Here is a 24,980-nt window from a genome sequence, read left to right as displayed (position 1 = left end):
AAAATGTTTTTCAGCAGTGAGGGCATGGGTGCTAAGGTCCATGTCCGAGAGGGAAAGAACCCAGACCATCAGCTAAGGTCCCCAAATATATGTTAAGTTGAAAAAACGAGGTTTGACTGCCCAGACAGCTAGGATGTTGGCTTGGAAGCAGCCATTCATTTAAAGAGTGCGTAACAGCTCACTAGTCGAGCGGTCGAGCATGGATAATAATCGGGCATAAACATATTACCGAAGCTATGGACTTTTAAAAGTGGTAGGGGAGCATTCTATATGTGCTGAAGGTGTGCTGTGAGGCATGCTGGAACGTATAGAAAAGAAAATGTAGGCATAAGTAACGATAAAGGGGGCGAGAAACCCCCTCACCGAAAGACTAAGGTTTCCTCAGCGATGCTAATCAGCTGAGGGTTAGTCGGGACCTAAGGCGAATCCGAAGGGAGTAGTCGATGGACAACAGGTTAATATTCCTGTACTTCTTATAATTGCGATGGGGTGACGGAGTACTGAAAGCACCGCGAACTGACGGAATAGTTCGTTGAAACATTTAGGTATTAGACTGGTAGGCAAATCCGCTGGTTTAGCTGAAGTGTGATAGTACCACAAGTCTTCGGATGCGTGGATAGTGTGCCTAAAAACTTCCAAGAAAAACCTCTAAGCTTCAGGTTATAAGAACCCGTACCGTAAACCGACACAGGTAGTTGGGATGAGAATTCTAAGGTGCTCGAGAGATTCATGGCTAAGGAACTAGGCAAAATAGACTCGTAACTTCGGGAGAAGAGTCGCCAACAGCAATGTTGGCCGCAGTGAAAAGATCCAGGCGACTGTTTATCAAAAACACAGGGCTTTGCTAAATTGAAAGATGATGTATAAGGCCTGACACCTGCCCGGTGCTGGAAGGTTAAGTGGAGTTGTTAGCTTCGGCGACGCAATCAAATGAAGCCCCAGTAAACGGCGGCCGTAACTATAACGGTCCTAAGGTAGCGAAATTCCTTGTCGGGTAAGTTCCGACCTGCACGAATGGTGCAACGATCTGGATACTGTCTCAGCCATGAGCTCGGTGAAATTGTAGTATCGGTGAAGATGCCGATTACCCGCAGCGGGACGAAAAGACCCCGTGAACCTTTACTATAGCTTCGTATTGACTTTGGATAAGTAATGTGTAGGATAGGTGGGAGACTTAGAAGCGGCGTCGCTAGGCGTTGTGGAGTCATCCTTGAAATACCACCCTTTGCTTATCTAGAGCCTAACTCAGCAATGAGAACAGTGCGTGGTGGGTAGTTTGACTGGGGTGGTCGCCTCCAAAAGAGTAACGGAGGCTTCTAAAGGTTCCCTCAGCACGCTTGGTAACCGTGCGTAGAGTGCAATGGCATAAGGGAGCTTGACTGAGAGACATACAGGTCGATCAGGTACGAAAGTAGAGCATAGTGATCCGGTGGTTCCGCATGGAAGGGCCATCGCTCAAAGGATAAAAGGTACTCCGGGGATAACAGGCTGATCTCCCCCAAGAGCTCACATCGACGGGGGGGTTTGGCACCTCGATGTCGGCTCGTCACATCCTGGGGCTGGAGAAGGTCCCAAGGGTTGGGCTGTTCGCCCATTAAAGTGGCACGCGAGCTGGGTTCAGAACGTCGTGAGACAGTTCGGTCTCTATCTGCTGTGGGCGTTAGAAATTTGAGTGGATCTGACTTTAGTACGAGAGGACCGAGTTGGACTGACCTCTAGTGTATCTGTTGTCTCGCCAGGGGCACTGCAGAGTAGCTACGTCGGGAAGGGATAAGCGCTGAAAGCATATAAGCGCGAAACCCACCACAAGATGAGATTTCTTTAAAGGGTCGTGGAAGATCACCACGTTGATAGGCTATAAGTGTAAGTGCAGTAATGTATGTAGCTGAGTAGTACTAATAACCCATAGGCTTATGTACGTATCCCGGTCCTAGTGGCCGGGAGCAAACTCTTTGATGAATTTATGATATGATTTTACTAATATGTTAACTTTTACAGTTGAAATATACTGAAACGATTTAAGGTGATTATCGCAATGGGGCTCACCTCTTACCATTCCGAACAGAGAAGTTAAGCCCATTAGCGCCGATGGTACTGCCACAGGTGGGAGAGTAGGTCGTTGCCTTTCTTTATAAACCTCAATCTTTTAAAGATTGAGGTTTTTTTTTGATCTTATTTTTGGGATTGCTGTATCTCGTAGTTTTTAATCCTTTGCCCGTTATTTTTATAATTATAAAAGAAGTAACTATACTAAATAAGATTTGTACATTGAAATTTGTTTTTAAATATTTACGTTTTAGAAATACGAAATGAGTTTATATAACGAAGTTTTATTTTTTATTTGCTCTTTAGGTGTTTTTAATGGTCTATTGGTGAGTATCTATTTTTTATTAATAGATAAAACAAAAAGAGTTCCTAATTTTTTGTTTGGGCTGTTGACTTTCTTTTTAACAGTGCGAATAGGGAAGTCTGTTTACACAATATTTACTCCTAGGGAAGAAAGAAATTTATGGGTTGTCCAGATAGGACTATCTGCTTGTTTTTTAATAGGAATCTCGTTGTATTACTATTTAAAGTCTTCTGTAACTAAGACGAAGAAAATTCCATTAAACTGGAAAATTCATTTTTTAATATTATTCCCAGTAATATTTATAGTAGGAGTCATAAAACCACATGCAATAGATACTCTTTTTTGGAATACCTATTTATTTATTTGGTTGGGGTGTTTATGTTGTATTGTCAGGTTTTATTCTAAAAGATATTTTCAAAAAGCTATTTTAAAAAAAAGAAACTTGGATGACATCAGAAGTTTGGTTGGTTGCTGTTTATATGAGTAACTTATTAATTTAGCTAGCGTACATTATTGGGTATTTTAATTTCTATTTTGTAGGAACGGTTACTTTTTCTATTGTGTTTTATGGTCTAGTACTATTGTTTCTCTCTAAGAAAAATAGAGAGTCAATTTTTAGAGATTTGCCTGAAAAATATTCAGCAAAAAAGATTGAAAGTGATGAAGTAATCTCTTTGAAATTACAATTAAATGCTTTGATGGGAGAGCAAGAGTTGTATAAGAATTCAGATATGAAGTTATCTGATATTTCAGCTAAAATGGGTATATCTTCTCATAAATTATCTCAATTTTTAAATGATAACTTAGGAAAAAGCTTTGCAATGTTTTTAAATGAGTATAGCATTGAGGAGGCGAAGAAACTATTGAAAGAGAATCATAAAATTACTTTAGAAAATATTGGTTTTGAAGCTGGTTTTTCTTCAAAATCAAACTTTTATGCTACCTTTAAAAAGGTTGTTAGGCAAACTCCAGCTCAATATTAAAAGCAGTTTTTATAAGGTTTTTAGTACAGAATTATAATTTAGGACGCCTAAATTATAGGACATCATTAAAAAGGAAGATTGTTTTAAGAGGTTTGAATTCAAATTAAAAACCTTTTAAAATGAAATTTATATGTACAGCAGTAGTGTCTTTCTTTTTTCTGTTTAGTTTTTCACAAGAAAAAGAAGATACTAAAGGGAAACTTCTAGCCAGTATTTATGGAAGTAAACAACAGAAAGTAATTAACTATGGTAAGAGTTTTATTTCTGGAGATCGTTTGTTTTATGGAAATATAGATCGTTCAGGGATTAATAGTTTATCTCCTTCAGATGAAGAATTGATTGAACAGACGCTTAATAATTATATTGAAGGAAGTTCTTTTAATAAAATGAATACTCTTAAAAACTCTTTTTACAAATATGTAACATTTTATTTAACAGGAAAAGATGGCTTTAAACAGTTTAGTACTGAAGAATATTCAAATTTTTTTTCATCAAACAAAAAGGGAGAGTTTAATGGTAGGGGACAGGAGAGATCATTTCAGTTGATATAACGAATGATATTGCTACGGCAAAAGTTGAAATCTTAATACCTAATCGTAAATGGAGGTTTGTAGATCTTTTTTTACTGAAGAAGTTTGCGAATAATTGGAAAATTATAAGTAAAACCGCAACTAGAGAAGCTTCTTATGAGACAGGAAATAAAATCTTATTTGTGGTTTCTAATACAGATTATTATGTAGGTACTAATATACCAACAGGAAATAGTTTTGATGAAATAGTATTGGCTTATAAAATGTTTACGGAAGCTGGGTTTAATATAGATATTATTAGTCCCAAAGGAGGTGCAATTCCTTTAAAATATGTGGATACATCTGAAAAGAATAAGAAAAAAATACTTGTATGATAATGACTTTATGTATGCTTTAAAAACGACTAAAAAAACAACAGAAGTTCATTCGTCTAGCTATAAAGCAATTTATTATGTGGGAGGTGGAAGTGCTATGTTTAATGTACCTAAGAATAAGGAAATACAAAAAATAGCTATGGATATTTATGAAAAGCAAGAAGGTGTTATCAGTGCAGTGTGTCATGGTACTGCTGGAATTGTTTTTCTAAAGAAAAGTGACGGTGAGTATGTGGTAAAAAACAAGCGAGTAAATGGGTTTCCTGAAGATCATGAAAAGAAAGAAAAAGAATATTTTAAAAGTTTTTCTTTTTTAATAAGAAAAACAGTTGAAGATCATAGAGGAAAGTTCTTTTTTTCAGATGTAGCAGATGAACATCTAGAAGTGGATGGAAGGTTAGTAACTGGTCAAAATCCAGCGTCGGTACCTAAATTGGTAAGAGAGGTAATTAATATTATTAACTCCAAATAAAGTAGATTTGATTTCATAAAAAAAACTCACCAAAGGTGAGTTTTTTATTTATAATTTATTGAATATTAAGCTAACATTGTAACTGGATTCTCTAAATAAGTTTTTAAGGTTTGTAAAAACTGAGCTCCAACAGCACCGTCAACCGTTCTGTGGTCACATGCTAAGGTTAACTTCATAGTGTTTCCAACCACTATTTCTCCGTTTTTTACTACTGGTTTTTGTACAATTGCACCTACCGATAAAATAGCAGAATTAGGTTGATTGATAATTGAAGTAAAGCTTTCAATACCAAACATTCCTAAGTTAGATACCGTAAACGTACTTCCTTGCATTTCGTTAGGAGTTAGTTTTTTATTTCTAGCTTTTGACGCTAATTGACGAACTTCAATATCTATTTGATTGATATTCATGTAATCTGTATTACGAAGAACAGGTACAACTAAACCTTCAGGTACAGCAACGGCTACACCTATATTTATATGTTTATTGTATATTGTTACATCATCATTCCAAGTAGTATTAACTTGAGGGTGTCTTCTCAATGCCATAGCAGAAGCTTTAACCACCATATCATTAAAAGATACTTTTGTTTCTGGCATCTGATTAATAATCTTTCTAGATTCAATAGCATTGTCCATATCTACCTCTATGTTTAAGTAGAAATGAGGAGCGGAGAATTTAGAATTAGCTAGTGCTTTAGCAATAGCTTTACGCATTTGAGAATTTTTAACTTCCTCTATAGATTCACCTGCTGCAGTAGTAAAATTAGTTACTGCTGATGGAGTTGTAGCTGTACTTGTAGCTACAGGAGCTTCAACTTTAGCAGTTGGACTATAGTTTTCAACATCTTTTTTGATGATGCGACCATTTTCTCCAGAACCTTTAATATCTGCTAAATTAATTCCTTTGTCTTTAGCAATTTTCTTAGCTAAAGGGGAAGCAAAAATACGTCCACCTTTATTATTTGATGCAGTTTCTACTGGAGTAGCTACTGTTTCTGTTTTATTTTCTTCAATTGCTTTAGGAGCTTCTTCTTGTTTTTCAGAAGAGTTGTTATTTAAAGTACCTGCTTTATGAGCTTCTACTAATGATGAAACATCAGTACCAGCTTCACCAATGATAGCTAATAAACTATCTACAGGAGCACTTTCACCTTCTTGAACACCGATATGTAACAAAGTACCTTCATTGAAAGATTCGAACTCCATTGTAGCTTTATCAGTTTCAATTTCAGCTAAAATATCACCTTCTTCAACTTTATCACCTACTTTTTTTAACCAAGAAGCAACGGTACCTTCAGTCATTGTATCACTTAAACGAGGCATGGTTACCACTTTTACTCCTTCAGGAATAGCAGTATTTGTAGATGTTGCTTTGGGCTCTTCAGTTTTAGGTTCTTCTGATTTTGTTTCAGCAGAAGCGGAAGTGTTTCCATTTAATAATGCTGAAAAATCTTCTCCTTCTTCACCAATAATAGCTAATAAACTATCAACAGGAGCTGTTTCGCCTTCTTGAACTCCGATATGTAATAAAGTTCCTTCATGGAAAGACTCGAATTCCATTGTAGCTTTATCAGTTTCGATTTCAGCTAAAATATCACCTTCTTCAACTTTATCACCTACTTTTTTTAACCAAGAAGCTACCACTCCTTCTTCCATTGTATCGCTTAAGCGAGGCATGTTTATAATTGTAGCCATAGTTTACTTAGATTTTATAAATGGATAATCTTCTTGTTCATATACCATATCATATAATTGATTAAGCTCTGGATATGGAGAATCCTCTGCGAATTTTTCACATTCCTTAACCATATCTTTTACTTCTTTATCAATTGCTTTGATCTCATCTTCTGTAGCGTACTCTTTTTCTTTGATGACATCTAAAACTTGAGTGATAGGATCTATTTTTTTATACTCTTCAACTTCGTCTTTTGTACGATAATGTTGAGCATCTGACATAGAGTGACCTCTATATCGGTATGTTTTCATTTCTAAGAAAGTAGGACCATCACCACGACGAGCTCTTTGAATAGCTTCATCTACAGCTTCAGCTACTTTGATAGGGTTCATTCCATCAACAGGTCCACAAGGCATTTCATAACCTAAGCCTAATTTCCATATATCAGTATGGTTTGCAGTTCTTTCGACAGAAGTTCCCATAGCATATCCATTATTTTCTACAATAAATACTACTGGTAATTTCCAGTTCATAGCCATGTTAAAAGTTTCATGTAAAGAACCTTGACGTGCAGCTCCATCACCAAAATAACATAAAGTAACAGCATCGCTACCTTTGTATTTATCTCCAAAAGCGATACCAGCACCTAATGGAATTTGTCCTCCTACAATTCCGTGACCACCATAGAAACGGTATTCTTTAGAGAAGATGTGCATAGAACCTCCCATACCATGAGAAGTACCTGTAGCTTTACCATATAACTCTGCCATAACACGTTTTGGATCTTCACCCATACCAATTGGTTGAACGTGATTACGATAAGCAGTAATCATTTTATCTTTAGTCAAATCCATTGCATGTAATGAACCGGCTAAAACAGCCTCTTGACCGTTGTATAAGTGTAAAAAACCTCTTACTTTTTGTTGAATGTAAACTGCAGCTAGCTTATCTTCGAATTTTCTCCAAAATAGCATGTCTCTATACCAATTGATATAGGTTTCTTTGGTGATTTTCTTCATTATATACTTAGTTGTTTATTTAAATGTTTGTTTGCTTTACTTATTACAAAACGTAGCTACAAAAATAAGTAGTTTTTAGTAATTTAAAAAAAGTTATTACTAAAAGTTGAAGAAAGGTTTTTGGAGAAGTGTAAAGGTGTAATTATTGTTCTTTAGCTACAATTATAGTGGCTTTAGCACCTGTAGCTAAATTCCACTCATTAGATGAAATTAACATACCTGCATCGTTATAAATTTTAAATGCGGCTGTGTTTGGACCAGAGGTACCTTGGTTTAAAGCTACAATTTTTATAGTGTTGATTCCTTTATCTAGAGGAATATTAAAGGACTGATAGCGTTGTCTTAGTATAAGGTTGCTAACAACAGGTACATCATTTATATAGATGGTAACCTTATCTCCGTCAGGATATTGATAATCCCTACAAATAATGTTAACACTTTTTGATTTAGTACTAAAACTCCCTAAGTCCTGATCAATAACAGGATACTGATACATTCCATTTATTTGTTTGAATGATTTTAAGTATTGTTCTTCTGCAATTTTAGCTTTAGTTAAGATTCCTTTATTTTCTAAATCTCTTTGAGCTTGTCTTTTTTGAAGTTCTTTTTGTTGTTCTTTATGTGCAGTTTTAAATCCATTGTTATTGTCAAAATCTAACGCTTTAGGTTTTTTTACTTCTTTAACAGGTGCAGTTATAACACCAAAAGCAGAATTTCCCTTTTTTTTACTATTAACAGAACCATCCATTTGTGCAAGAACATTGGATGTAATGCTACATAAAAAAATGATTACAAGTGTTGGTATTATTTTCATCATTGTAAATAAATCTAAGCAAATATAATGCCGATTTTTAAGTGATTTTAAAATAAAAGATTAAAACTAGTTATTTTACAGGAAAATCAAAAAAGGTTTTAGGGAAAGGTTCTCCTCTTAGGGTAAAATGCCACCATTCTTTACTGTAAGGTCTAAAACCATGTTTACGCATCACAGTTTGTAATAGTTGTCTGTTCTTTTTTTGTTGTTTAGTAAGTTTTTCATAGGTGATATGAGATGAAACTCCAAAAAAGTCATACGGACTTCCCATATCTAACTCTTCGCCTGTTTCTAGGCGTATAATTGTTAAATCTACAGTGCTTCCTCTTGAATGACCAGATTTTGAAGAAATATATCCCTTTTTAAATAAATGACGTTTATTAACCTCAGGATAGTATTGTTGTTTCATTAATGTATCATTCATTACTCGAGCCCATTTTACAAAATGATTTACTGCTGTTTGAGGACGGTAAGCATCATAAATTTTTAAACCTAATTTTTGATTTGCTAACTCATTTTGGACTTTTTTTAAAGCTTTAGCAGTAGGGGTGGTAGCTATAAGAATATTTTCTTCATATCCATTAACAGGGACCCCCATAAAGTTGTTAGTATGACAATATCTTAATTCCCCTTGTATTGTAGGAGACACTTCTTTTATATATGTAAAACCTTCAGGTAATTTTTGAGACTGAATGCTTAAAGCGGCAAGTAAAAATAACGATAAAATCCATTTCATAGGGTAAAAGTAATGAAATGGATTTTAACAGTTTCTCTCTTAATGAAAGATTAACTTTTATTTATCTAAAAAATCTTGATAAGCGTTTTGACTAATAGCTCTTCCTAAAGAATCTAAAGGGTGGTAATTACCTTCTTGTATTACAGGTTTTTTGCTTACATAATCGTATACAAAGGTTCCGTTTTTAGAAACTGTACCAAATCCTTTATTAAACACATAATGTGCATATTGATTTTCAGAATTATTAAAAATATTTTTTCCAAATTGAAATTTTTCTGGATTACCTCCTAATATGTCAGTTAAAGTATATGCTAAATCACTTTGAGCGCTAAAATTATTAACAGTAATACCTGTTTTGTTAAGAGCACCACCTAACCAAACCATAGGAATTTGAAATCTTTTAGGGGAGTTAAAATAACCTTTGTGTTTAGGTAATGGATGTCCATGGTCAGATAAAATAATAACCAAAGTGTTATTCCACCAAGGTTGTTTTTTAGCTTTGTGAATAAACTTACCTATAGCTTTGTCTGTATATGCTTGTGCACTTCTGTATAAATTTTCTACAGAACTTTTACCAAATTTATATTCGCCAGGGAACTCGTAAGGTTCGTGACTAGTTAATGTTAAAGCTACTTCAAAAAAAGGTTCTTTAAGGGTAGGAGAAGATAAATCTTTCATAAATCGGTCTAAAAAGATGTGATCATGCGCTCCCCATTTCGAATTCCAGTTTTCTTTGTCAAATTCAGTTCCATCAACAATTTTATCTATTTGACCATTACGTAAATAGGTAATCATATTCCCAAAATTACTATCCCCACCATAATAAAAACTAGTATTGTACCCTAATTTTTTCATCTCTTTGGTGAGTATAGGTAGCTTTCTTGCTTTGTATGGAATTTTCATTATGCTTTTTGTAGGCTGAGGATAATAGCCACTTAAAATAGCAGGAACCCCTTTATCTGTCCTGTCTCCATTTCCATAGAAATTAATAAACAAAATACCTTCTTTAGCTAGTTTGTTTAGGTTTATAGTAACATCAGGTTCACCTCCTAATGCACCAACTGCTTTAGCAGAGAGACTTTCCCAAATAAGTAAAATGACATTTGGTTTTTTAGTATTTAAGATAGAATCTGTATTAGCTGTTAAAAGCTGATTTTTAGTTTTGTTGATGATGTTTTTAGCAATATCTTTTTTATAGTGAACATACGGGTTTTTGCCGTCGGTTTTATGAGTAATTGTATTAGCAAAGTTCCAGATAAAATTTACCGCAGCATGATTTGCAAACATATTTTTAGAGAAGTATACGTTACTTTGATTAATAGGAATGTTGGCAAAACCACCTCGTATAGGAATTATTAAGCTAGCAATTAATAATAAAAATATAGGAGTTTCTAAAAAATGCTTCTTATTCAACTTTTTAAGAACTTTGTTCAATATCTTATTAAAACAGTAAATAGTAATTACCGAAAGTAATCCCCAAGCAAAAAGTCCGCCAACTAATTGTAAAGTACTTACAGAAGCCAACATTGCTTTAGGAGTATTAATGTAATTTAAGACAGTAACATCTATACGAACTCCCCAGAATTTATACAAGGAAATATCCGTTAACATAAACAAGTTAATAACTAAAAGAATAGGGAAAGTATACCCTTTAATAATATAACCAATAATTCTTCTAGGAATCCATATTGATAGCAAAATAATTAGAAAAGGAATAGCAGCCAAGTATGCAGCAAAAGAAAAATCTAATTGAATACCATACACGAATGTTTTTAGCGTAGTGATAAAACTTAATTCAGAGGTTTTATCAAAATAATATATTAAAAATAAAAGACGGGCAAGTAAAAAGTATACTACCCATAGAAAATAATATGTAAAACTAAATAAGATTCTATTTTTAAAATTAGTCATTCTAGTATGAAAAAGGTTTACTCTGTAACTTTTAAACGAGCTTTAGCTGTTACAGAAATATCTGAATAATCGTTTTTTAAATATTTTAAATACCCTGCAATGGCAATCATAGCAGCATTATCAGTGGTATACTCAAACTTTGGAATATATGTTGTCCATCCCCAATGTTTTTCAGCTAAAATTAAACGTTTTCGTATTTCTGAGTTAGCAGAAACACCACCAGCAATAGCTATGTGCTTAATACCAGTTTGTTTTATAGTATTTTTAAGCTTATCCATCAAAATTTCAATAATAGTGTATTGAATAGAAGCACAGATGTCATTAAGGTTTTCTTTGATGAAATTGGGGTTTTCTTTTACGTTTTTTTGAATAAAGTATAAGATTCCAGTTTTTAATCCGCTAAAACTAAATTCTAAGTCACCAACTTTAGGCTTGGTAAATTTAAAAGCTTTAGGGTTTCCTAATTGCGCATATTTATCAATTAAAGGTCCACCTGGATAAGGCAGACCTAAAATTTTAGCAGATTTATCAAAAGCTTCCCCAACAGCATCGTCAATTGTTTCACCTAAAATTTCCATTTCAAAATGATTGGTAATTTTTACAATTTGCGTGTGTCCACCGCTAATTGTTAAACAAACGAATGGAAAAGGAGGTATTCTACTTCCTTCTTCATCAATAAAATGAGCTAAAATATGTGCCTGCATATGGTTAACATTTATCAAAGGAATGTTTAACCCTAAGGCTAAAGACTTAGCAAAAGAAGTACCAACCAGTAATGAGCCCATTAACCCTGGGCCACGAGTAAAAGCAATTGCATTTAAATCGTTTTTAGTTATACCAGCTTGTTCAATAGCTTGTTGCACAACAGGAACAATGTTTTGTTGATGTGCTCTTGACGCTAATTCAGGAACTACACCACCATATTTAGCATGTACTTCTTGGTTTGCTACGATATTACTTAATACCTTTCCGTTACAAATTATTGAAGCACTTGTATCATCACAAGAGCTCTCAATACCTAAAATATAGATGTTTTTTGCACTCAAATCTTTTCTGATTTAGAGGACAAAAATATTGATATTACGTTAGATTTTAGTTAAAAAAAACATTTCTTTAAAATAAGGCAGCATTTTTGCTGTTTGCTGATTACTTTTGTTAAATAAGATTATAAATAAAGGAAGTTATTAAAAGATTAGGAAACATAATAGGTAAAATACTAAAGTATACAGTACTTTTTTTACTCTTGCTTTTTATTTTACTATCTCTCCCTTTTGTGCAAAGTCAACTTGCTAAACAAGCAACTAATTGGGTGAATAAAGAATTTAATACTAATATAGTTGTAAAAAAAATTGATTTGTCTTGGTTGGGAAGTGTCCAGTTAAAAGAAATTGAGATTAGAGACCATCACAAAGACACTTTAATATTTGTGAATAATCTAACTACTTCTTTACAAAATGCTAAACGTATATTAGAAAATCAAGTAGATTTAGGAGAAGCTTCTTTAAGTGGCGTTCATTTTTATATGAAAACATATAAAGGTGAAAAGAATGATAATATGTCTATTTTTATAGATAGTTTTGAAGACGGAAAACCTAAAGATAGTTTAGCTGCACCGTTTGTTCTTAAAAGTGATAAAATTTCTTTAGATGATTTAACTTTTAAGTTAATGGATGAAAATAAACAAGACCCTCTTGAATTTGCAGCGTATAAAGCAGGAGCTGAATTAAATGATTTTTCTATTATAGGCCCTGATGTTTCTATGAAAATAAGAAACATGTACTTTACTGAAAACAGGGGAGTAAATGTATCAAACTTAGCTACCGATTTTACATATACAAAATCCTTTATGGATTTTAGTAATACAATTTTAGCAACAGACAATGACACAAAATTGCAAGCAGAAGTTAAATTTACCTATAATCGCAAAGATTTTGTAAACTTTAATGATAAAGTTAGGATAAAGGCTAAATTTCAAGAAAGTGTAGTCTCTGTAAGAGATTTAAACAAACTATATAGTGAAATTGGCGGACACGATTTTCTTTATATAAGTGGAGATATTGATGGTGTTTTGAACAATTTTAGTGCTAGTAATGTAAGAGTACACTCAAAAGGAGGTATGAGAATTATTGGAGACATGGGGTTTGTTAACGCAGTTAAAACTAGTAGGGGTTTTGTATTTGATGCGGACTTAGATAATCTTACAGCAAATTATTATCAACTAAGAAATGTACTACCAAATTTATTAGGAAGAACATTGCCAACAGAATTTCAAAGACTAGGAAATTTTACTTTGAATGGAATAGTAAGAGTAACTCCACAACAAATGGACGCTACAGTATCAGTAAAATCAGAAATTGGAACCGCAATTTCTGATCTTCAATTAACCAATATTGATAATATTGATAAATCTGAGTATACAGGAGAGGTAGAGTTTAAAAATTTTGATCTTGGAGTCTTTGCTAATGATCCTGTATTAGGAACTGTTTCATTAAAAGCGGATGTTAATGGGAGTGGGTTTAATGTAGATAATGTAAACACCATAATAATAGGAAAAGTAAGTAGTTTGTTCTTTAATGAGTATGAATACAAAAACTTACAAGTAAATGGACAGTTTCAAAATAAAAAGTTTGACGGTTTACTTAATGCGGATGATGATAACTTTAAGTTGAAATTTGAAGGACTAGCAGATTTTTCATCAGAGATTAACAAATTTGATTTTATCGCTGATGTTGATAGAATTGATTTAAAAAAGACAAATTTGTTTACCCGTGATAGTATTTCTGAATTAAAAGGGAATATTAATTTAAATATTTCAGGAAATACGTTTGATGATATTATTGGTAAAGCAACGTTCAAAAACTTAATTTATACAAATCAAAAACAAAGCTACCCATTCAAGAGCTTTGAAGTAAATTCATCAGTAAAAGATAGTATAAAAACTATTGAAGTAAATTCATCAGATATTGTAAAAGGATCTCTTAAAGGTAAATTTTCTTTCGAAGAGCTGTTACCAATTACTCAAAATGCTTTAGGTAGTGTGTATACAAACTATCGTCCGCATGAAGTAGCGCCAAATCAGTTTTTAGATTTTGACTTTACAATTTATAATCAAATTATAGATGTTTTTTTACCAAATATTTCTATAGGAAAGAATACACGATTAAAAGGACGTATTAATTCAGATAAAAACTCATTAAAACTAACGTTTGAATCTCCAGAAATAAACGCGTATAAAAATATAATAGAAGGAGTGGTGTTAAGATTAGATAATAAAAACCCGCTTTATAGTACTCACTTAACTGCAAATAAGGTGAATACAAAATATTATAACATTGAGAAATTAAACTTGTTAAACCGTACCAAAAATGATACGCTATTCTTTAAGTCTGTTTTTAAAGGAGGGAAAAATTATGAAGAAAGTTTTAGTTTAGATTTTTTCTATACAATCAATGAACTTCAAAAATCTGTAGTAGGAATTCAAAAATCGAAGCTATATTACAAGGGGTTTGATTGGGAGGTAAATCCAAATGATGATAAAAATAACAAAGTAACATTTGATTTACAAAAAGATGAATTTACAATCAGCCCATTTATTTTGAAATCGGGAGAACAAAGAATCGATTTCAAAGGAGTTTTAAGAGATAGTACTTACAAAGATTTTCAAGCAGATTTTAATAAAGTTAAATTAGCTAGCTTTTTACCCCCTATCGATAGTTTAAAATTAGATGGTAAATTAAATGGACAATTAGCATTTAAACAAGAAAATGAAACGATAGCTCCAGTTGGTAATTTATACATAGAGAATTTTGACATTAATAATTATTCGCAAGGAAATTTGGCGTTAAATGTTACGGGAGATAATTCTTATGAAAAATACAATGTTAATCTATCTCTAGAAAATAAAAATGCAAAAAACATATCTGCTACTGGTGGAATTGATTTTTCAAAGGATAGGCCAATTATAGATTTAGATATTTACTTGAAAGAATATGATATTGCTGCTTTCAGTCCATTAGGAGAAGATGTATTGTCTAAACTAAGAGGAAAAGTAACAGGAGATTTTACAGCAACAGGTTATTTAAGAAATCCTGATTTTAACGGAGTTTTAAATTTTGAAAATGCAGGATTAGCTTTTCCGTATTTAAATGTAGATTTTGATCTTAAAGGAAATACAAGTGTTGTTTTAGACAAACAAGAATTTATACTAAAAGACATAATCTTAGAGGATACAAAGTATCTTACACAAGGAGATTTATCTGGGAGTATTGTACATCAAAACTTTAAAGATTGGTTTTTAAATTTTGATATCAATACACAAAATTTACTGATTTTAGACACACAAGAAACTGAAGAATCTCAGTATTATGGAACAGGTTTTTTAAATGGAGAAGCTAAAATTAGAGGGCTTACTAGCTTTTTAGATATTGAGGTTAACGGAAAAACAAACAAAGGAACTTTATTTGTAATTCCATTAAGTGATGTTAAAACAATTGATAATTACAAGTTAATTAGATTTAAAACAGGAGAAGAAGAAGAAGGAACTAAAGGAAAAGTTATTGGAGATATTAAAGGTCTTGACTTAAGACTTAATCTAGCCGTAACAAAAGATGCTGTAGCACAAGTTGTAATAGATAAAGTTTCAGGAAGTGAGTTAAAAGGAAGTGGAGAAGGAAACCTTAGAATTGATATTGATACACGAGGTAAGTTTAATATGTTTGGAGACTTTACGGTAGATAATGGTTTTTATAATTTTAAGTATGCAGGAATAACAAAACCCTTTATTGTACAAAAAGGAGGAACTATTTCTTGGAATGGAGATCCTTATGAAGCCGATTTAGATATAACAGCAGTATATAGAACCAAAGCAAACCCAGCACAGTTATTAGATAACATTAATTCAAATCGTAAGATTCCAATTGATTTATACACCAAAATTACAGGAGGTCTATTTAGTTCAAAACAAGAGTTTGATATTAAAATACCAAATGCAAACTCAACAGTAAGTTCTGAGTTAGAATTTATTTTAAATGAGAATGACTTAAACACTAAAATGCAGCACTTTTCATTTTTGTTAGCCTTCGGTACATTTTATAATCCAGATGCTATTGGAAGTAGTGCAAGTTCAGGAATTACAGGAACAGCTTCAGAAATAGCTTCAGGAATTTTGACAAATATGTTAAATAGCGATGGAAATAAATTTCAGTTAGGAGTAGGATATACACAAGGAGATAGAGGAGATGTAGACAACCTTAATTCAGACGATCAAGTAGATGTATCTGTATCAACGCAATTAAGTGATAGGGTATTGGTTAATGGTAAAGTAGGAGTTCCTGTTGGAGCTAATACACAAACCAGTGTAGTGGGAGAAGTAAAAGTAGAGGTCCTTTTAAATGAAGAAGGTAATTTAAGAGGTACAGTATTTAATCGCCAAAATGAAGTGCAATATTCCACAGAAGAAGAAGGATATACACAAGGAGTAGGGATTTCTTATCAAGTTAACTTTAATAATTTACGTGACTTGGGGAAAAAATTAGGGTTAAATAAAAAAGAAAAGAAGAAAGAAGTAAAAAAAGATACCTTAAAACCAAAGAAAAAAGGATTGATAAATTTTAAATCAAAAGAGAAAAAATAACCAAACTATTTTTATGAATAGAACTATTAAAGATTACTTCGTAATCATGTTAAAGGGAATTGCTATGGGGGCTGCTGATGTAGTTCCAGGTGTTTCAGGAGGTACCATTGCGTTTATTTCAGGAATTTATGAAGAACTACTAGGTTCTATTAGTAATATAAACTTAAAGTTACTTAAAACTTTAAAAAAAGAAGGTTTTAAATCAGCTTGGAAACAAGTAAATGGTAACTTTTTAGTAACTCTTTTTGTTGGAATTTTTATTAGTATCGTTTCGTTAGCAAAAATGATTTCTTGGTTATTAATGCACCATCCAGTTTTAGTATGGTCTTTTTTCTTTGGGTTAGTATTAGCAAGTGTTATTTACATAGCAAAACAAGTTACTCAATGGAATCTCGCTTCAGGAATTTTACTAATGTTGGGAGCTATATTAGCTTATTACATCACAACGCTAAATCCGTTGGTTTCAGAAAACTCTTCAATGTCATTTATGTTTTTAGCAGGAGCAATAGCAATTTGCGCTATGATTTTACCAGGTATATCAGGATCTTTTATACTAGTATTATTAGGAGCCTATAAACCAGTATTAGCAGCCGTAAACAACCGTGATTTAACAACTATAACAGTTGTTGGTTTAGGAGCGATTGTAGGTTTATTACTTTTTTCAAGAGTTTTAAAGTATCTGTTTGAAAACTATAAAAACCATACTCTCGTTGTCTTAACAGGGTTTATAATAGGGTCATTAAACAAAATTTGGCCTTGGAAGAAAGTATTGACATACAGAACCAATTCACACGGAGAACAAATCCCTTTTAATGAGTTATCTATTTCACCATTTTCCTACGATGGAAATCCACAATTAATGTATGCAATAATCTTAGCCTTAATTGGTTTTGCACTTATTTTATTGCTAGAAAAATTAGCAGTAAAAAAGCACTAGAAAATAACTAACTTAGCGTTCTAATCAAACCGCATGTATAAAGAGCGCACGCTATCACAAAAAATAACCCTTTTTTTAAAAGGCTTGATAATGGGAGGAGCCAACAAGGTACCAGGAGTCTCAGGGGGCATGGTAGCTTTTGTAATGGGGTTTTATGAAGAGCTTATTTATACTTTTCAAAGAATCAATGGTAAAGCTTTTAAACTGTTGTTTAATGGACGTTTTAAAAGTTTTGCAACCTATACCAATTTACAATTTTTAGTTTGGGTAATGGCAGGAAGTATGTTCAGCTACTTCAGTGTATCTCTTATTTTAGATTATTTCTTGAAAAATTACGAACTGTATGTATGGTCATGGTTTTTTGGAATGATTATAGGCTCTATTTATTATATATCGAAAGATTTTGGAGAATGGAAACTTAAAACAGTTTTAGGACTATTTATTGGAGCATCAGTTGGAATCTCTATTAGTTTTATGACACCCGCTACAGAAAATGATAATCTTTGGTTTGTCTTCTTATGTGGTATTATAGGAGTTTCAGGAATGACATTACCAGGACTTTCAGGCTCATTTATTCTTATATTATTAGGAAACTATGTTTTGTTGTTAGTAGATAGTGTAAATGTATTAGGCAATGTAATTACAAATCTATTGTCTGGAAACTTTGAAGTACTGAATGATCAAGTAAAAGTTCGTTACTTAAAAATTATAGGAGTTTTTACAGCAGGTTCAGCTTTTGGGCTTGTGTCTATTTCACATGTTTTAGGGTATGTTTTAAAAAGATGGCATGAAATTGTAACAGCAATTATTATAGGTTTTATTACTGGGTCATTAGGTGTTGTTTGGCCATGGAAAGAAACTATTTATAAAAAAGAAGCAGGTGTGTTTTTGCTTGATCAGAGTGGGAACAAAATTATAGAAAATTACCAGAGATTTATACCCAATTTTAACAATCAAGAAACATGGGTTTCTATAGGATTCATTATTATTGGAATTGCATTAATACTAATTATTGATTTTTATGACCAAAAAAGAAAATAAGCATTTATATGCTTTAGTAGGAAAGAACATTTCGTACTCATTTTCTCGCGGATATTTTACCGAAAAATTTGAAAAATTAGATTTAAAAAATCATGAGTATATCAATTTTGATATTCAATCAATACATGAACTACCTGAAAAAATAAAAGAAAATAAAAAACGCTTAAAAGGAATGAATGTTACGATTCCATATAAGTTAGATGTTTTTAATTTTTTAGATAGAATAGATAAGAAGGCTCTAAAAGTAGGAGCCGTTAATACTATTAAAATAACCAAGAAAGGGAGATTAAAAGGATATAATACTGATGTGTATGGGTTTAAAAAATCATTAAAACCATTAGTAAAGAAATATCATAAAAGAGCCTTGATATTGGGAACAGGTGGGGCATCTAAGGCTGTATCCTATGTACTTGAAAGCTTAGGAGTGAAATATAAATATGTATCTAGAACTCCTGAAGGAAAAAAGCAAATCTCCTATCAAGATATAGGTAAAGAACTTATAGAATCACATTATATAATTGTAAATTGTACACCGTTAGGTACACATCCAAACGTAGAGAACTGTCCAGATATTCCATATAAATTTTTATCAGATAAACATTTATTATACGATTTAATATATAATCCGTCAGAAACTACTTTTTTACGTAAAGGTAAAGAGCAGGGAGCAACTATAAAAAATGGATTAGAGATGTTAGAGCTACAAGCAGAAAAAGCTTGGAAAATATGGAATAATAGCTAAAATTTTAAAAACTAAAATAAAATTTGCTATTCTCTAAGAATCCTTATCTTTATAATCTAAATCAAAGGAACTTAAACATTGTAGATATGTTAGAAAACAACGAAGAGAAAGTAGAAAAGCCAATCACAGAAGAGCAATCAAAGGTTAGTAGGGAAACTGAAAATGCAGTTAATGAAGTTGAAAATGAAGTAGCCAATGAATCTGAAAAAGCAGATGAAAAGCACGAAATACCTATGCTTGATTATGCTTCGATGGAGCTAGAAAAATTGGTAGATGAATTAAAAAAATTACTAAAAAGCCATCCAATTCAACAATTAAAATCAAATGTAGATGCTATTAAAACAGCGTTTAACTCAAAGTTTGGGGCTTTATTAGCAAAGAAAAAAGAGGCATTTTTGGCAGATGGAGGAAATTCTATAGATTTTCAATTCTCTAGTCCAACAAAAACAGAATACAATAAGTTATTAGGTGAATATAAATCCAAGCGTGATGCTTACTATTCTCAATTAGAAAAACAATTAAAAGAAAACTTAGAGAGACGAAATAATTTAATTGAAGAGTTAAAGACTTTAATTAAAGATGCTGACCCAAAAACGATGTATAATGATTTTCAAGAAATTCAAAATCGTTGGAAAAGTGTTGGAGCTGTGCCTAAAACAAAGTATAATGATACCTGGAGAACATATCATCATCATGTAGAACGTTTTTACGATTTACTACATTTAAATAAAGACTTTAGAGAGTTAGATTTTAAACATAACCTTGAAGAAAAACTACGACTAATTGAAAGAGCAGAAGCTTTAAATGATGTAGAAGACGTTAATGTAGCTTTTAAAGAGTTACAAGAATTACATCGTATGTGGAAAGAAGATGTAGGACCTGTGTCAAGAGAACATAGAGAAGATGTTTGGGGAAGGTTTAGTGAAGCAACTAAAAAAATTCATGACAGACGTCATCAGCATTACAGAGAATTAAAGTCAAAGCATCAAGAAATGATTGATGCAAAACTAGCTGTTGCAGCAGAAATAAATGCGTACGATACATCAAGCAATAAAACACACAACGACTGGCAAAAAAGTATTGTAGAAATAGAAAAACTACGAAAAAAATACTTTGACATAGGAAAATTACCTTACAGTAAGAGCGAAGCTGTTTGGCAAGAGTTTAAAGCAGCAACTAAAAAGTTTAACTCAGCTAAAAATGCATTTTACAAGCATGAAAAAAGTGCACAAAACGAGAACTTAAGGAAGAAAATGGAATTGGTAGAGCTTGCAGAAAGCTTAAAAGATAGTGAAGACTGGAGTGAAACTACCAATACTATGAAGCGTATTCAAGCAGATTGGAAAAAAATAGGACATGTGCCTAGAAAATTTTCTGACGATATCTGGAAAAAATTCAAAAATGCTTGTAATTACTATTTTGATAGATTACACGCCCATAAGAATGAAGAAAATAAAGAACAATTAGTAGTAGTAGAGGCTAAGAAAGAATTTGTAGAGCAAATTAAAGTTGCTGAAATTTCTACCGAAGAAGATGTAGAAAAAGCCTTAGCAGATTGGAGAGCACTAGGAGCATTGCCAAGAAATGCACGTTATTTGGATGAAAAATTCAACAAAGCAATGGATGCACATCTCGATAAATTGGATATGAGCAGAATTGATATTGAAATGATGAAGTTTAAAGGCGTTGTAGATACATATTTAGCACAAGAAGACTATAGAAAATTAGATAGTGAACAGTTCTTTATTAGAAAAAAAATAGATGAAACTGTACGAGAAATGCAACAGTTAGAAAACAATTTAAGCTTTATTTCAAACGCTACAGAAGATAATCCTTTAGTATAAAATGTACGTAAAGGAATCCAAGAATTTAAAGACCAGTTAGATCTTTGGCAAGAAAAACTAGACTACTTAAAAAGATTAGATTATTAAAAACAATATAATAATCATTAAAAACTCGAGCCTTTTAAGGTTCGAGTTTTTTATTTGTTTTTTTAGTAAGTTGTTTGGCTACTTTGAGTTCAAAATTTGATAGAATGGTAATAATAAAGACTTCAACGATAATATAAGTCCATCCTAAGTTAGTAATAGTTTTTCTATGAAGAAATGCTACTCCAATAGAAAGACAGCAATATAGTAGGTTTACAACTGCAATTCCTTTTAAAAAACATCTAAGATTATTGTGATTTTTTCGGTAACAGTAAAAATCATACATAGTAAAGATCAAAGGAAAAGCAGTTAGAAAATACAGACTAGAAGGAGGAATTCCTATGGTGCTTTCAAACTTTACTAACACAACACCCAATAAAAAAGCAGATAAAAAAGCTCCAAAACCATCTATTAAAAACAACTTTTTAGGGTTTAGGATAACGTTTTTTAAAAGCTTTTTAATCATGAAAAAGATAAAATACAGTTGCTTTATAGAGGTTTTGAGTTTACATAAAAGTTTTTGTCAACCTCAATTGAGTCTCCTTTAATAGTTTTTGTTTGCCAATTATCAGAAGGATTTAGTAATTCATCCTTTCCATCAATAGTTACTTTTATAGGCATATTAAAACCTTTAACAACATTATTCCAACGATATTTTAAGGTGTTGTTTACAATAGTATACTCCAGCTCTGGAATCTTCACTGTACGTAAATATTGATCGAATATTTTACTTAAATCAATACCTGATTTTTCAATCATGTACTTTTCGATTTCTTCAGTAGTTACTGTTTTATGATAAAAATCAGCATTCAAACCACGTAAAATTTGACGCCATTTTTCATCATTATTAACTAGTTGACGAATTGTATGAAGCATATTAGCCCCTTTATAATACATGTCTCCAGAACCTTCATCATTAACATTATAATTTCCAATTATAGGAATATCATTTTGAATAGAACTTCGTGTTCCTATAACATATTCAGCAGAAGCTTTTTTACCATAGTAATAATCTAAAAATAAGTTTTCAGAGTAAGCTGTAAAGCTTTCGTGAATCCACATATCAGCAATATCTACATTGGTAATATTATTAGCAAACCATTCATGACCAGCTTCGTGAATAATAATAAAGTCGAATTTTAGTCCCCAACCAGTTCCAGATAAATCTCTACCTAAATACCCGTTTTTATATTGATTTCCATAGGTAACAGAACTTTGATGTTCCATTCCTAAATATGGAACTTCTACTAGTTTAAAGCCATCTTCATAAAAAGGATATTTACCAAACCAGTGTTCAAAAGCTTTCATCATCTTGGGAGCGTCTTTAAATTGCTTTTTGGCTTTTTTAAGATTGTCACGTAACACATAATAATTCATATCTAACGCTCCACCTTCACCTTGGTATTTTTCAGAAAAATGTACATAATCTCCAATGTTTACATTAACTCCGTAGTTGTTGATAGGATTATCAACAAACCAATGATAAGTAGTTGTATCGTCATTGTGTTTTTCAATATTACGTAAACGCCCATTAGAAACATCCATTAAATTTTTAGGTACACGAACACTAATTGCCATACTATCTACCTCATCATACATATGATCTTTATTTGGCCACCAAACACTAGCTCCTAACCCTTGACAAGAAGTAGCAACAAAGTGATTTCCATTACTGTCTTTTTTCCAAGAAAAACCACCATCCCAAGGAGCTCTAATCGCTTCTTTAGGTTTACCTTCATAATATACATCAACAGAATTTACAGTTCCTTTCTTTTGAGGAGATTGTAGTTGAATAAAATGCGCATTTCCTTCAGAAATAACTTTTAATTCTTTATTGTTTTGAGTCGCTTTGGTAATTTTTAAAGGAGGTTGTAAATCTATTTGTAAAACTTGATAAGGTTTTAAAACTTTATATTGTACAGTATTTTTTCCTTTAATAAACTTTTTGTCAGGATTAACGGTTACGTTAAGGTGATAATATGTTAAGTCCCACCAAGATCTTTCAGGCGTAATAGAACCACGTAAAGAATCTTGACGTGTAAACGTTTTATTTTTTGAAAATAACGAGGTGCTTTTTTGAGCGGTTGAAGAAGAACATCCAGCAATTAAAATTGCTAAAGATGTCATAAAAACAGATAAAGAAAACGTTTTTTTATACATGGTATTTGTTCTTGTAAGATAAAATGCTAAGATAAGTTTTAAAGTTTTTTTATTGAAGCTAACTTTAAGATATTTGCTTAAAATAAGAACAATGTCAAAAACAGTTTTCATTACAGGAGCTTCTTCAGGAATAGGAAAATCAATAGCTATCTATTTACACGATAGAGGGTTTAAAGTTTATGGAACAAGTAGAAATCCACAAAAAGTAACTACTCCATTTCAAATGGTAGCATTAGATGTAACTGACCAAGAATCAATAAAGAAAGCTGTAGAAGAAGTAATCACTGCTGAAGGAAAGATTGATGTGTTGATAAACAATGCAGGAAAAGGAATTACTGGTCCAATTGAGGATACACCTACACAAGAAATGAAAGATAATTTTAATACAAATTTTTTTGGGGTAATTGATGTTGTTAAAGAAGTGTTGCCTCATATGAGAAAACAGCAATCGGGAACGATTATTAATACAACTTCAATCGCAGGATACATGGGGTTACCTTTTAGAGGAATTTATTCTGCAAGTAAAGGGGCGTTAGAGTTGGTTACAGAAGCGTTAAGTATGGAGGTGAAAAGTTTCGGTATTAAGGTTGTTAATGTAGCTCCAGGAGATTTTGCTACGAATATTGCTGCAGGAAGGTATCATACACCTGTTTTTGAAAACTCTGCTTACAAAGAAAAATATGCTGAAAACTTAGCATTGATGGATGCTCATGTTGATTCTGGTGCAGATCCAATACTAATGGCAGAGGCAATCTATAAAATCATTGAAAACAAGAACCCAAAAATTCACTATAAAGTTGGTGGATTTATGGAGAAATTTTCAATCGTATTGAAAAGAATTTTGCCTGATAAAATTTATGAAAAATTACTAATGAATCATTATAAATTGTAAATTCGCAGAAGATTAGTAATTAAAGAAAAATCAAGGTGTAAAACATTGTTTTATATGTTGTTTTTATAGAGAGTTGAACTCGCAAAACTCAAGAATTAGAACACAACTACATAATAAATATACAGATGAAATTTTTTATTGATACAGCTAACTTAGATCAAATAAGAGAAGCACAGGCTTTAGGTATTTTAGACGGGGTAACAACAAATCCATCGTTAATGGCTAAAGAAGGAATAACAGGAGAGGGGAATATTATCAATCATTACAAAGCAATTTGTCAAATTGTAGAAGGAGATGTTTCTGCTGAGGTAATTTCTACTGATTTTGATGGTATGGTAAAGGAAGGAGAAGCGTTAGCTGCTTTAAACCCTCAAATAGTAGTGAAACTACCTATGATTAAAGATGGAATAAAAGCGTGTAAATATTTTTCTGATAAAGGAATTAAAACCAATGTAACTTTAGTGTTTTCTGCTGGTCAAGCATTATTAGCAGCAAAAGCTGGAGCAACATATGTATCGCCATTTATTGGTCGTTTAGATGATATTTCTACAGACGGTTTAAACTTAATTTCAGAAATCCGTCAGATTTATGATAACTATTTATTCGATACTCAAATTTTAGCTGCATCTGTACGTCACACAATGCATGTGATTGATTGCGCTAAAATTGGAGCTGATGTTATGACAGGGCCTTTAAGCGCTATTGAAGGATTGTTAAAACACCCTTTAACTGATATTGGTTTAGCTAAATTCTTAGCAGATTATAAAAAAGGAAACTAACCA

The 24,980-nt window shown here is 32.1% G+C and carries 19 protein-coding genes, 2 rRNA genes and 1 pseudogene (1 of these 22 running past the window's edge); 14 read left to right on the top strand and 8 right to left on the bottom strand.

Features of this window, described 5'->3' with window-relative positions; all coding sequences use genetic code 11:
- From D6200_RS06090 to D6200_RS06065, 7 genes and pseudogenes are all read left to right on the top strand, one after another.
- Positions 1 to 1,919: ribosomal RNA gene (locus tag D6200_RS06090) — 23S ribosomal RNA — on the top strand; it begins 954 nt to the left of the window's first position.
- A 100-nt stretch (positions 1,920 to 2,019) separates the two neighbouring features.
- Positions 2,020 to 2,128 (top strand): 5S ribosomal RNA (gene rrf / locus D6200_RS06085).
- 845 nt (positions 2,129 to 2,973) lie between these two features.
- Positions 2,974 to 3,333 carry a helix-turn-helix domain-containing protein gene (locus D6200_RS06080; RefSeq protein WP_125064381.1) on the top strand — a complete coding sequence of 120 codons (360 nt, stop codon included), beginning with the start codon at positions 2,974 to 2,976 and terminating at the stop codon, positions 3,331 to 3,333.
- A gap of 119 nt (positions 3,334 to 3,452) precedes the next feature.
- Positions 3,453 to 3,884: a hypothetical protein gene (locus D6200_RS06075; RefSeq protein ID WP_073183431.1), complete on the top strand. Its 432-nt coding sequence runs from the start codon at positions 3,453 to 3,455 to the stop codon at positions 3,882 to 3,884.
- Positions 3,866 to 3,940 (top strand): annotated as a pseudogene (locus D6200_RS15560) (hypothetical protein); the annotation flags it as partial. The gene D6200_RS06075 and the pseudogene D6200_RS15560, both read left to right, overlap by 19 nt.
- Before the next feature lie 105 nt (positions 3,941 to 4,045).
- A complete protein-coding gene (locus D6200_RS15415) occupies positions 4,046 to 4,237 on the top strand; it encodes a type 1 glutamine amidotransferase family protein (protein ID WP_073183428.1) in 192 nt (63 codons plus the stop codon).
- Positions 4,194 to 4,709, top strand: a complete 516-nt coding sequence (locus D6200_RS06065) for a DJ-1/PfpI family protein (protein ID WP_083574817.1) — start codon at positions 4,194 to 4,196, stop codon at positions 4,707 to 4,709. Before D6200_RS15415 ends, D6200_RS06065 begins: the two co-directional genes overlap by 44 nt.
- 65 nt (positions 4,710 to 4,774) lie before the next feature.
- On the opposite strand, the gene D6200_RS06060 is transcribed toward D6200_RS06065, so the two are convergent.
- From D6200_RS06060 to tsaD, 6 genes are all read right to left on the bottom strand, one after another.
- Positions 4,775 to 6,406 (bottom strand): pyruvate dehydrogenase complex dihydrolipoamide acetyltransferase, encoded by a 1,632-nt coding sequence (locus tag D6200_RS06060; protein WP_073183424.1) that lies wholly within the window; start codon positions 6,404 to 6,406, stop codon positions 4,775 to 4,777.
- Positions 6,407 to 6,409: 3 nt separating this feature from the next.
- Positions 6,410 to 7,405, bottom strand: coding sequence for a pyruvate dehydrogenase (acetyl-transferring) E1 component subunit alpha (gene pdhA / locus D6200_RS06055; RefSeq protein ID WP_047790615.1), 996 nt, complete (start codon positions 7,403 to 7,405; stop codon positions 6,410 to 6,412).
- A gap of 142 nt (positions 7,406 to 7,547) precedes the next feature.
- Entirely contained in the window at positions 7,548 to 8,222 is a 675-nt protein-coding gene (locus tag D6200_RS06050) for a hypothetical protein (RefSeq protein WP_073183422.1), read from the bottom strand.
- 67 nt (positions 8,223 to 8,289) lie between these two features.
- Positions 8,290 to 8,955, bottom strand: coding sequence for a M15 family metallopeptidase (locus D6200_RS06045; protein WP_083574816.1), 666 nt, complete (start codon positions 8,953 to 8,955; stop codon positions 8,290 to 8,292).
- A 57-nt stretch (positions 8,956 to 9,012) separates the two neighbouring features.
- A complete protein-coding gene (locus D6200_RS06040; protein ID WP_240627207.1) occupies positions 9,013 to 10,866 on the bottom strand; it encodes an LTA synthase family protein in 1,854 nt (617 codons plus the stop codon).
- A 17-nt stretch (positions 10,867 to 10,883) separates the two neighbouring features.
- Positions 10,884 to 11,912, bottom strand: a complete 1,029-nt coding sequence (tsaD, locus tag D6200_RS06035) for a tRNA (adenosine(37)-N6)-threonylcarbamoyltransferase complex transferase subunit TsaD (protein ID WP_073183420.1) — start codon at positions 11,910 to 11,912, stop codon at positions 10,884 to 10,886.
- Between the two features lie 227 nt (positions 11,913 to 12,139).
- Here tsaD and D6200_RS06030 point away from each other — a divergent pair, with 227 nt between their 5' ends.
- The 5 genes from D6200_RS06030 (at position 12,140) to D6200_RS06010 (ending at position 21,062) form a co-directional block, all read left to right on the top strand.
- Entirely contained in the window at positions 12,140 to 16,498 is a 4,359-nt protein-coding gene (locus D6200_RS06030; RefSeq protein WP_240627206.1) for a translocation/assembly module TamB domain-containing protein, read from the top strand.
- A gap of 13 nt (positions 16,499 to 16,511) precedes the next feature.
- A complete protein-coding gene (locus D6200_RS06025; protein ID WP_047790619.1) occupies positions 16,512 to 17,435 on the top strand; it encodes a DUF368 domain-containing protein in 924 nt (307 codons plus the stop codon).
- Between the two features lie 33 nt (positions 17,436 to 17,468).
- Positions 17,469 to 18,476 (top strand): DUF368 domain-containing protein, encoded by a 1,008-nt coding sequence (locus tag D6200_RS06020; protein WP_073183416.1) that lies wholly within the window; start codon positions 17,469 to 17,471, stop codon positions 18,474 to 18,476.
- On the top strand, positions 18,457 to 19,218 hold the full coding sequence (locus D6200_RS06015) for a shikimate dehydrogenase family protein (protein ID WP_073183414.1): 762 nt from the start codon (positions 18,457 to 18,459) through the stop codon (positions 19,216 to 19,218). Before D6200_RS06020 ends, D6200_RS06015 begins: the two co-directional genes overlap by 20 nt.
- 86 nt (positions 19,219 to 19,304) lie before the next feature.
- A complete protein-coding gene (locus D6200_RS06010) occupies positions 19,305 to 21,062 on the top strand; it encodes a DUF349 domain-containing protein (RefSeq protein WP_240627205.1) in 1,758 nt (585 codons plus the stop codon).
- A gap of 121 nt (positions 21,063 to 21,183) precedes the next feature.
- Here the strand turns inward: D6200_RS06010 and D6200_RS06005 are convergent, their stop codons facing one another.
- Positions 21,184 to 21,612 (bottom strand): hypothetical protein, encoded by a 429-nt coding sequence (locus tag D6200_RS06005; RefSeq protein WP_073183409.1) that lies wholly within the window; start codon positions 21,610 to 21,612, stop codon positions 21,184 to 21,186.
- A gap of 23 nt (positions 21,613 to 21,635) precedes the next feature.
- On the bottom strand, positions 21,636 to 23,306 hold the full coding sequence (locus tag D6200_RS06000) for a M1 family metallopeptidase (protein WP_240627204.1): 1,671 nt from the start codon (positions 23,304 to 23,306) through the stop codon (positions 21,636 to 21,638).
- A 91-nt stretch (positions 23,307 to 23,397) separates the two neighbouring features.
- Between D6200_RS06000 and D6200_RS05995 the strand changes: the two genes are divergently transcribed.
- Positions 23,398 to 24,198 carry an SDR family oxidoreductase gene (locus D6200_RS05995; RefSeq protein WP_073183407.1) on the top strand — a complete coding sequence of 267 codons (801 nt, stop codon included), beginning with the start codon at positions 23,398 to 23,400 and terminating at the stop codon, positions 24,196 to 24,198.
- Positions 24,199 to 24,323: 125 nt separating this feature from the next.
- Positions 24,324 to 24,977, top strand: coding sequence for a fructose-6-phosphate aldolase (gene fsa, locus D6200_RS05990; protein WP_073183404.1), 654 nt, complete (start codon positions 24,324 to 24,326; stop codon positions 24,975 to 24,977).
- Positions 24,978 to 24,980: the final 3 nt, after the last annotated feature.

The organism is Tenacibaculum mesophilum (assembly GCF_003867075.1).
Classification (GTDB): Bacteria; Bacteroidota; Bacteroidia; order Flavobacteriales; family Flavobacteriaceae; genus Polaribacter; species Polaribacter mesophilus.
Note: the sequence above shows the minus strand (reverse complement) of the source record. Positions and strands in the feature narration are given on the sequence as shown.